This window comes from Herbidospora mongoliensis (genome assembly GCF_001570545.1).
Lineage (GTDB): Bacteria > Actinomycetota > Actinomycetes > Streptosporangiales > Streptosporangiaceae > Herbidospora > Herbidospora mongoliensis.
The window spans coordinates 329260-340196 of the sequence record NZ_BBXD01000015.1; the positions used below are offsets into that span (position 1 = coordinate 329260).

General features: G+C 74.3%; 1 protein-coding gene. It reads left to right on the plus strand.

Annotation, left to right across the window (positions count from 1 at the left end):
- Positions 1–15 precede the first annotated feature (15 nt).
- Positions 16–10932, plus strand: a complete 10917-nt coding sequence (locus AW272_RS43820; protein ID WP_066368516.1) for a type I polyketide synthase — start codon at positions 16–18, stop codon at positions 10930–10932.
- Positions 10933–10937 lie beyond the last annotated feature (5 nt).

The window sequence follows — 10937 nt, forward strand, 5'->3', positions numbered from 1 at the left end:
GGGTTGGAACACGCTATGACTGACGACGCCAAGCTGCGCGAATATCTCCGCTGGGTCACCTCTGACCTGCACGAGACCAGGAACCGCCTCCAGGAGCTCGAAGACAGGAACCACGAGCCCGTCGCGATCGTCTCGATGGCGTGCCGGTTCCCCGGCGGGGCCGACTCACCGGAACGGTTCTGGGACCTGCTGTCGTCCGGCGGCGACGCCGTGACCGACTTCCCCGCAGACCGGGGCTGGGAGACGCTGCTGGAGACGGGGATCGCCGAATCCAGCAAGGGCGGCTTCCTGCCCGACGCCGCCGACTTCGACGCGGCCCTGTTCGGCATCTCGCCGCGTGAGGCGCTGGCGATGGATCCCCAGCAGCGGCTCCTGCTGGAGACCGCCTGGGAGGCGCTGGAGCGGGCGAACATCGACACCACGTCGCTGCGGGGGAGCAGGACCGGGGTCTTCGCCGGCACCAACGGCCAGGACTACGCCGCCCTGGTCGGCGCCGACGACGACGCCGTCGACTTCATGACGACGAGCACCACGGCCGCCGTCCTGGCGGGCCGGCTGTCCTACGTGTTCGGGCTCGAAGGCCCGGCGGTGACGGTGGACACGGCGTGTTCGTCGTCGCTGGTGGCCGTGCACCTGGCCGCGCAGGCCCTGCGGCAGGGCGAGTGCTCGCTCGCGCTGGCGGGCGGGGTGACCGTGCTGGCGACGCCCTGGGTGTTCGCCGCCTTCGACCGCCAGCGCGGCCTGGCGGCGGACGGGCGGTGCAAGGCCTTCGCGGCGGCGGCCGACGGCACCGGGATGTCGGAGGGCGTCGGCCTGCTGGTGCTGGAGCGCTTGTCCGACGCGCGGCGGCTCGGCCATGACGTGCTCGCGGTGATCCGGGGCAGCGCGGTCAACCAGGACGGCGCGTCGAACGGCCTGACCGCCCCCAACGGTGCCGCGCAGGAGCGGGTGATCCGCCAGGCGCTGACCAACGCCCGGCTCGCCCCCTCCGACGTGGACGCCGTGGAGGCGCACGGCACCGCGACGACGCTCGGCGACCCGATCGAGGCGCGGGCGCTGCTGGCGACGTACGGGCGGGGCCGTCCGGCGAACCGGCCGCTGTGGCTGGGATCGGTGAAGTCGAACATCGGCCACACCCAGGCCGCCGCCGGCGTGGCCGGTCTGATCAAGATGGTCCAGGCCATGCGCCACGGCGTGCTGCCCGCGACCCTGCACGTCGACGAGCCGACCCCGCAGGTCGACTGGTCGGCGGGCGCGGTGGAACTGCTGACCGAGGCGCGGCCCTGGCCCTCGACCGAGAGGCCGCGCCGGGCCGGGGTGTCCTCGTTCGGGGTCAGCGGCACCAACGCGCACCTGATCCTGGAACACACCCCTCCGGAGCCGGTGGAGCCGCCGGCGGCGACCGAGGGGCCGGTGGTGTGGCCGCTGTCCGCGAAGACCGCGACCGGGCTCCTGGCCCAGGCCGCCCGGCTGGCCGAGCACGTGGACGGCGGGGACCGCCCGGTCGACGTCGGGTGGACGCTGGCGACGGGGCGGACGCCGCTGCCTCACCGGGCGGTCGTGCTCGGAGCCGATCGCGGCGGGTTGACCGCGTTGGCAGAGGGCGAGCCTTCGGCAGGTGTGGTGTCCGGCGTCGTGCGCGACGGCCGGACGGCGTTCCTGTTCACCGGTCAGGGGTCGCAGCGAGCCGGAATGGGGCGTGACCTCCATGCCCGATTTCCTGTGTACGCCGCCGCTTACAACGCCGTCTGCGATCAGCTGGACCTTCTCCTGGACCGGCCGATCCGTGACGTGGTGCTCGACGGCACCGACCTCAACCAGACCATGTGGGCACAGGCCGGTCTGTTCGCGGTCGAGGTCGCCTCGTTCCGGCTGCTGGAGTCGTTGCAGGTGACTCCGGACTTCCTGCTGGGCCACTCGATCGGCGAGGTCGCCGCCGCGCACTGCGCGGGCATCCTGTCACTGGAAGACGCGTGCACTCTGGTCGCCGCCCGAGGCCGCCTGATGCAGGCGCTTCCCGCAGGCGGAGCGATGCTCGCCCTTCAGGCCACCGAAGACCAGATCGTCGACGATCGCGTCGACATCGCCGCGATCAACGGCCCCGACTCCCTGGTGATCGCCGGCCCCGCCGACGTCATCGACGAGTGGGCCGCGCGCGGCTTCAAGAGCAACCGTCTGAAGGTCTCCCACGCGTTCCACTCCCGGCTCATGGAACCGATGCTGGAGGAGTTCGCGAAGGTCCTGGAGACGCTGAGTTTCGCCGAGCCGCAGATCCCCATCGTGTCGGGCGACATGACCACGCCCGGCTACTGGGTGCGGCAGGTGCGGGAGACGGTCCGGTTCGCCGACGGAGTCACCCGTCTCCGCGACCAGGGCGTGTCCCGCTTCGTGGAGCTGGGCCCCGACGGGGTGCTGTGCGGCCTCGCGCAGCAGTCCGTCGACGACGCGGTCTTCGCGCCGCTGATGCGCCGCGACCGCGACGAGGCGGACACGGCGCTGACCGCGCTCGCCACGTTGTGGACGACCGGCGTCGCGGTCGACTGGACCGCCGTCCTGCCGGGCGGACGCCCGGTGGACCTGCCGACCTACGCCTTCCAGCGTGAACGCTACTGGCCGAAGACCGTCGCGACGGCGACCGACGTCACGTCGGTGGGACAGGCGGCGGTGGGCCACCCGCTGCTGGGCGCGGCGGTGCTGATGGCCGACGGCGCGGCGGTGCTGACCGGGCGGCTGAGCCTGGCGAGCCACGCCTGGCTGGCCGACCACGCGGTGCAGGACGCCGTGCTGGTGCCCGGCACCGCCTTCGTCGAGATGGTGCTGCGCGCCGGTGAGCAGGTCGGCTGCGATCTCCTGCGGGAGCTGGTGCTGCGGTCGCCGCTCGTGCTGCCCGAACAGGGCGGGGTGGCGGTCCAGGTAAGCGTCGGGATCGCCGACGAATCGGGCGACCGCACGGTGGAGGTGTACTCGCGCCCGGAGGCGGACGGAGCGGAGTGGGCCTTCCACGCCGCCGGCGTGCTGGCCCCGGCCGCCGCCGGACCGGACGAACACGACACGATTCCGGTGTGGCCGCCCTCCGGCGCCCAGCCGGTGGACCTCGACGGGTTCTACGACGAACTGGCCGCGCTCGGGCACGGCTACGGGCCGGTCTTCCAGGGCCTGGAGGCCGTCTGGCGCGACGGTGACACCGTCCACGCCGAGGTCGTGCTGCCGGAGGGGGCGGAGCCCGACCGGTTCGGGCTGCACCCCGCGCTGCTCGACGCCGCCCTGCACGCGGTGGGTTTCTCCGGGCGGCTGAAGGCGTCGGCCCGGTTGCCGTTCGCCTGGACCGGCGTCCGGCTGCACGCCGCGGGCGCGTCGACGCTGCGGGCGAGCCTGACCGTCGGGGACGGCGGCATCTCGCTGCGCGCCGCCGACGGCACGGGTGCGCCGGTCGCGACCGTCGAGTCGCTGGTGCTGCGCGAGATCACGGCCGATCAGCTGCGCCCGGCGTCGGACCCGAGCGCCCTGTTCACGGTGGACTGGGTCGCACCGACGTCCATCCCGGCCGCCGTCGATCTCTCGACGTGGGCGGTGCTTGGGGAGGATGTCTTTGGGGTCGACGTGCCCCGGTTCGCCGGGCCTGCCGACCTGGTGGCGGCGCTCGACGCCGGTTCGCCGGTCCCGTCGGTGCTGGTCGTGCCAGTGCCCGGAACGCCCGGCGACGACCTGCCGCGTGCGGTGCGCGAGGTCACAGGCGCCGTGCTTGCTGTCGTACAGGAGTGCTTGAAAGAAGAGCGGCTGGCCGACACCCGCCTGGCGGTGGTGACGCGCGGCGCGGTGCCGGTGGAGCTGACCACCCCGGACCTGGCGACGGCGGCGCTCTGGGGTCTGCTGCGGTCCGCGCAGACCGAGAACCCGGGCCGGATCGTCCTGGTCGACCTGGACCCCGCAGGCGGCGACGACGGCGCATGGCAGGCGCTCGCGACGGCGGACGAGCCTTTGGTGGCCGTGCGCGGCGGCCGGGTGCTCGTCGCCCGGCTGGCCCGCCCGTCCGCCGCGCTCGCGGCGCCGGCCGGTCCCTGGCGTCTCGATGTGACGGACGCGGGGACGCTCGACAACCTCGCCCTGGTCGCCGCGCCGGACGCCGACGATCCGCCCGGTCCCGGGCAGGTGCGCGTCGCGGTCCGTGCCGCCGGGGTGAACTTCCGCGATGTCCTGATCGCGCTCGGCATGTATCCGGAGCGGGCGCTGATGGGCGCCGAAGCGGCCGGGGTGGTTCTGGAGACCGGGCCGGGCGTCGAGGACCTCGTCGCCGGCGACCGGGTGTTCGGCTTCTTCCCCGGCGGCATCGGCTCGGCCGCGACGGCGGAGCGGGAGATGCTGGCCCGCATCCCCGACGGGTGGTCGTTCAGCCGGGCGGCGTCCGTTCCGGTGGTGTTCGCGACCGCGTATTACGGGCTGCGGGACCTGGCGGAGGCCCGGCCCGGTGAGTCGGTGCTGGTGCACGCCGCCGCCGGTGGCGTCGGCATGGCGGCCGTGCAGCTGGCGCGGCATCTGGGGCTTGAGGTGTACGGGACGGCGAGTCCCGGCAAGTGGGACACGCTCAGGAAGCTGGGATTGGACGAGGCGCACATCGCCTCGTCGCGAGACCTGGCGTTCGAAGAGCGGTTCCCCCGTGTGGACGTGGTGCTCAACGCCCTCGCCGGGGAGTTCGTCGACGCCTCGCTGCGGCTGCTGGCCCCGGGCGGGCGGTTCATCGAGATGGGCAAGGCCGACATCCGGGACCGCCCGCGACCCGACGTTCACTACCGGGCCTTCGACCTCGGCGACGCGGGCCCGGCCCGGATGGGGGAGATCCTCGCCGAGGTCATCTCGCTCCTCGACCGCGGTGTCCTGTCCCCGTTGCCGACGAAGGTGTGGGACGTCCGGGACGCCGCCGACGCGTTCCGGTTCATCAGCCAGGCCAGGCACATCGGCAAGAACGTGGTGACGATCCCCGTACCGCTGAATCCTGACGGCACGGTCCTGATCACCGGCGGGACCGGCACCCTCGGCGGCCTGCTGGCGCGGCACCTGGTGACCGGGCACGGCGTGCGGAACCTGCTGCTGCTGAGCAGGCAGGGACCGGCCGCCGCCGGTGCGCCGGAACTGGCGGCGGAACTGGAGGGCCTGGGCGCGCACGTCACCGTCGCGGCCTGCGACGCCGCCGACCGGGCCGCGCTCGCCGGCGTGCTCGCGGCGATCCCGGCCGCGCACCCGCTGACCGGCGTGGTGCACGCGGCCGGGGTGATCGACGACGGCGTGTTCGGCGCGCTGACCCCCGCCCGCCTCGACGGCGTGCTGCCGCCCAAGGTGGACGCCGCGATCAACCTGCACGAGCTCACTCTCGGCGCCGACCTGGCCATGTTCGTGCTCTACTCCTCCGCCGCCGCCACTTTCGGCACCGGCGGCCAGGCCGCCTACGCCGCCGCGAACGCGTTCCTGGACGCCCTCGCCGCCCACCGCCGCGCCCACGGCCTGCCCGCCCAGTCGCTCGGCTGGGGCCTGTGGGAGCAGGCGAGCGCGCTCACCGGGCACCTGCGCGGCGACCGTCACGGCACCGCCCTGACGACCCGGCGGGGACTGGCGCTCTTCGACCGCGCGGCGGAACTGCCCGCCGCCCACCTGCTGCCCGTCCCACTCGACCTCGCCAACACCGCGGCGGCCGACCTGCCGTCACTGCTGCGCGGCCTGGTGCGCCCGGCGATCAGGAGGGCCGCCGGACGCGACGAGGCAGGCGCGCCCGCGCTGACGCGCCGCCTGTCCGGCGTCGAGCCGGCCGAGCGGCGGCAGATCCTGCTCGACCTCGTCCGGACGAACGCGGCGACGGTCCTGGGCCACGCGGGCACCGGCGCGATCGACCCGCACCAGGCGTTCAAGGACCTCGGCGTCGACTCGCTGACCGCCGTGGAACTGCGCAACCGGCTGACCGCCGCGACCGGGCTGCGGCTGCCCGCGACGCTCGTCTTCGACTATCCGGCCCCCGCCGTGCTCGCCGACCACCTGGTGAGCCTGCTGGCCGGGGTGACCGGCCCCGCTCCGGAGACCCGCGCCGTGGTCGCCGCCGATCCCGCCGAGCCGATCGCGATCGTCGGCATGTCGTGCCGCTACCCCGGCGGCGTCGAGTCGCCCGGCGACCTGTGGCGGCTCGTGCTCGGCGGCGGCGACGGGATCACCGACTTCCCGTCCGACCGCGGCTGGGACCTCGACGGCGCCACGTATGCCACGCAGGGCGGATTCGTCGCCGACGCGGCCGGGTTCGACGCGGCCCTGTTCGGCATCTCGCCACGCGAGGCGCTGGTGATGGACCCGCAGCAGCGGCTGCTGCTGGAGGCGGCGTGGGCGGCGTTCGAATCGGCCGCCCTCGACCCCCGGCAGGTCAAGGGCGCCCCCATCGGCGTGTTCGCCGGCGCCGCGCCGTCGTACTACGGCGTCCACGCCGACCTTCCCGAGGACGTCGCTGGCTATCAGCTGACCGGCGGCGCGATCAGCGTCCTGTCCGGCCGGGTCTCCTATGTGTACGGCCTGGAGGGCCCCGCCGTCACAGTGGACACGGCGTGCTCGTCGTCGCTGGTGGCGCTGCACCTGGCGATGCAGGCGCTGCGGTCCGGCGAGTGCGAGATGGCGCTCGCGGGCGGCGTGGCGGTCCTGGCCGGAGTCGGCGTCTTCGACGAGTTCAGCCGCATGGACGGGATGGCCGCGAACGGCCGCTGCAAGCCCTTCGCCGACGCGGCGGACGGCACCGGCTGGGGCGAGGGCGTCGGCCTGCTGCTGATCGAGCGGCTGTCCGACGCGCGCCGCCGGGGACACCGGGTGCTCAGCGTCATCAGGGGCAGCGCGGTCAACCAGGACGGCGCGTCCAACGGCCTCACCGCCCCGAACGGCCCTTCCCAGCAGCGGGTCATCCGGCAGGCACTGGCCAGCGCGAGCCTTTCGCCGTCCGAGGTGGACGCGGTGGAGGCGCACGGCACCGGCACCCGGCTGGGCGACCCGATCGAGGCGCAGGCGCTGCTGGCGACGTACGGACAGGATCGGGAGCAGCCCTTGTGGCTGGGGTCGGTCAAGTCGAACATCGGCCACACGCAGGCCGCCGCCGGCGTGGCGGGTGTAATCAAGATGGTCGAGGCGCTGCGGCACGGCGTGCTCCCGCCGACGCTGCACGTCGACGAGCCCACCCCCCACGTCGACTGGTCGTCGGGCGGCGTCGAACTGCTGACCTCCGCCCGCCCTTGGCCGAACTCGGACCGCCCCCGCCGAGCGGCCGTGTCGTCATTCGGCATCAGCGGCACCAACGCCCACATCATCCTGGAACAGGCCCCAGACGAACCGGAGACGGTTCCGTCGGCACTCGCCGCCTGCACGCCAGACGGGCGCGCGGACCAAGCAGTCAGTCTGCCGAGTGACCCGGAGCCGGTCCAAGCGGCCCGTATGCGCACCCACGGCGCGGGTGATCCGGAGACGGTCCCATGGGTTCTCGCGGCCCGGACTCCCGACGGGCTCGCTGCTCACGCGGCGCGTCTTCACGCCCATATCGCCGCCGACCCGGAGCTGACGCCCCAGGACGTCGGCCGCGAACTGCTCACCCGCACCCCCCTCGCCGGACGGGCGGTCGTGCTCGGCGACAACCGGGAGACGCTGCTCAGCGGTCTCAAGGCGCTCGCCTCGGGCGAGACGCCCGCGCGGGTGGCCGGTTCCTCCGGTGACGTCGTGTTCGTCTTCCCCGGTCAGGGGTCGCAGTGGGTCGGGATGGCGCGGGAGCTCAGGGACGCGTCGCCGGTCTTCCGCGCGCGGCTGGCCGAATGCGAGGCGGCGCTGGCGCCCTTCGTGACGTGGTCGCTGACCGAGGTGCTGGAGGACGGCACGGCGCTGGATCGGGTGGATGTGGTCCAGCCGTTGCTGTGGGCGGTGATGGTGTCGCTGGCCGAGGTGTGGCGGTCGTACGGTGTCCGACCGTCGGCTGTCGTCGGGCACTCCCAGGGCGAGATCGCCGCCGCCGTCGTCGCGGGTGGGCTCTCGCTCGAGGACGGCGCCCGCGTGGTGGCGCTGCGCGGCCTGGCGCTGACCGCGCTCGCCGGCACGGGCGGGATGGTCTCGGTGGCGCTCGGCCGCCTGGAGACCGGCGAACTGCTCCGGCCGTACGGCGACCGGCTGTCGGTCGCGGCCTTCAACGGCCCGTCGTCGACCGTGGTGGCCGGCGAGCCCGGCGCCCTCGACGAACTGCTGGCGCTCTGCGCCGCGCGGGAGGTGCGGGCCCGGCGCATCCCGGTCGACTACGCGTCGCACTCGGCGCAGGTGGAGCGGATCCGCGAGCGGGTCCGCGCCGATCTGGCCGGCCTCGCGCCGCGGCCGTCCGCCGTGCCGATGTACTCGACCGTGACCGGCGAGGTGGCCGACACGGCGGGCATGGACGCCGGGTACTGGTGCGAGAACCTGCGCTCCACGGTCCGGTTCGAGGAGGCGGTGCGGCGGCTGCTGGCCGAAGGTAGCAGCGTGTTCCTGGAGGTCAGCCCCCACCCGGTGCTGACCTTCTCGATCGGCGAGACGGTCGAGGACGCCGGCGCCGAAGCGGTCGCGGTCGGCACGCTGCGGCGCGACGACGGCGGCCTCCCGCGCCTGCTGACCGCGCTGGCCGAGCTGTGGACCGCCGGCGTGGACGTCGACTGGTCCGGGACGTTCACCGGCGGCCGCCGGGTCGACCTGCCGACCTACGCGTTCCAGCGCGACCGCTACTGGCTGGACCCGGTGCGGACCGAAACGGCCGAGGATCCGGACGAGGCCGGGTTCTGGGCCGCGGTGGAGCGCGGCGATCTGACCGAACTCGCCGGCACGATCGATGTGGACGCCCACGCGCTCGACGCGGTACTCCCCGCCCTGACCGCATGGCGCTCGCGCCGCCGCCAGGACACCAAGATCGACACCTGGCGCTACCGCGTCGACTGGACGCCGACGGCAGGGCTGCCCAGCACAGGCCTGCTGTCCGGTACGTGGCTGATCGTCGCACCCCCGGACTCCGACCTGACGTCGTGGGCGACCACCGCGCTCCGCGCCGCCGGAGCCGACCCGGTCGAGCTGACCCTCGCGGAGCTGGGTGCGGCTATAGGGCCGGTGGCAGGGCTGCCTGGTGCCGCCGTGCTCGCAGGGCCGGCCGACCCGGTCGAACTGACCCTCGCGGACCTGGGTGCGGCTATAGGGCCGGTGGCAGGACTGCCTGGCGTTGTTTCGGGGCCGGTGGCCGGGGTGCTGTCGCTGGTCGGCGCGTCCGAGGCCGGGCTGCCGGGCGACGCCGTGCCCGCAGGCCTGGCCGACACCGTGGCGCTGATCCAGTCGCGCATCGGCGCGCCCGTCTGGGCGGTGACGCGCGGCGCGGTGAGCATCGGCGACGGAGACACGCTGGACAACCCCGCGCAGGCCCCGATCTGGGGCCTCGGCCGGGTGGCCGCGCTGGAGCACCCGCAGCGGTGGGGCGGTCTGATCGACCTCCCGGCCGTCCCCGACGCCCTCGCGGGAGACAGGATGACCGCGGTGCTCAGCGGCGACACCGGCGAAGACCAGGTGGCCATCCGCGCCACGGGCACCTTCGCCCGGCGGCTGGTCCGCGCGTCGCTGGACACCGCAGCCCTCGCCGAGTGGCGTCCCAGCGGGACGGTCCTGATCACCGGAGGGACCGGCGCACTCGGAGCCCAGACGGCCCGCTGGCTGGCTCGGAGGGGCGCTCCGCACCTCCTGCTGACCAGCCGCAGCGGGGCGCGGGCACCCGGCGCCGACGCGCTGGTCGAGGAGCTCATCGCGCTCGGCGCCCACGTCACCCTCGCAGCCTGTGACGTGGCCGACCGCGACTCCCTGGCGGCGGTGCTGGCCGCCGTACCGGCGGAACTGCCCCTGACCGCGGTGCTGCACGTCGCCGGTGTCGGCGACCTCGGCATCGTGGACGAGATCGACACCCCGCACCTGGAGAAGGTCCTCGGTGCGAAGGTCGCGGGCGCGCTCCACCTGCACGAACTGACCCGCGACCTGGCGCTGGAGCGGTTCGTGGTCTTCTCCTCCGGCGCCGCGATCTGGGGCGGCGGCGGGCAGGGCGCCTACGCCGCCGGAAACGCGTTCCTGGACGCCCTCGTCCAGCACCGCCACGACCACGGCCTGCCCGGCACCTCCGTCGCGTGGGGATCCTGGGCCGGAGCCGGACTGGCCTCGGCCGACGACGTGGCGCGGCTGCGGCGGCGCGGCGTGATCCCCATGGACCCCGCGCTGGGCATCCGGGCCCTCGCCCAGGCGGTGGACGGGGGAGCGACCGGCCTGACCGTCGCCGACGTGGACTGGGGGGTCTTCGGCGCCGCGTACACCTCCGGCAGGCCCAGCCCGCTGCTGGCCGAGCTGCTCCCCGGCAACGAGCCGGAGGAGCCGGTGGAGACCGAGTCCACGCTCGTCACCCGCCTGGCCGCCGCTCCGCCCCGGCAACGGCAGCAGATCCTGCTCGACCTCGTCCGCGCCGAGGCGGCCGTCGTGCTCCGCTACCGCGACGGGCAGACCGTCGAGGCCGGGCAGGCGTTCAAGGATCTCGGCTTCGACTCGCTCACCGCCGTCGAACTGCGGGATCGGCTCAGCCGGGCGACCGGCCTCCGGCTCCCGGTGAGCCTCGCTTTCAACCACCGCACCCCCTTAGGGGTGGCCGCGCATCTCGGAATCGAGCTGGGCGTCGCGGACAATCCCCAAGAGGGCGAGGCCGAGGTCCGGGACCTGCTGGCGGCCATCCCGATGGCCCGGCTGCGGGAGGCCGGACTGCTGGACACCCTGCTGCACCTCGCCGGCGCCCCCGCGGAGCCACTCGATGAGACCGGCCTGCTCGACGAACTCGACGAACTGGACGCCGACGCGTTGATCGCGATGGCACTCGACACCGGCGGAACCGACGCCTGACCGTG

Excerpts from the sequence above, each read along its gene's own strand:
- AW272_RS43820 (WP_066368516.1), top strand. The coding sequence starts at position 16 with ATGACTGACGACGCCAAGCTGCGCGAATATCTCCGCTGGGTCACCTCT.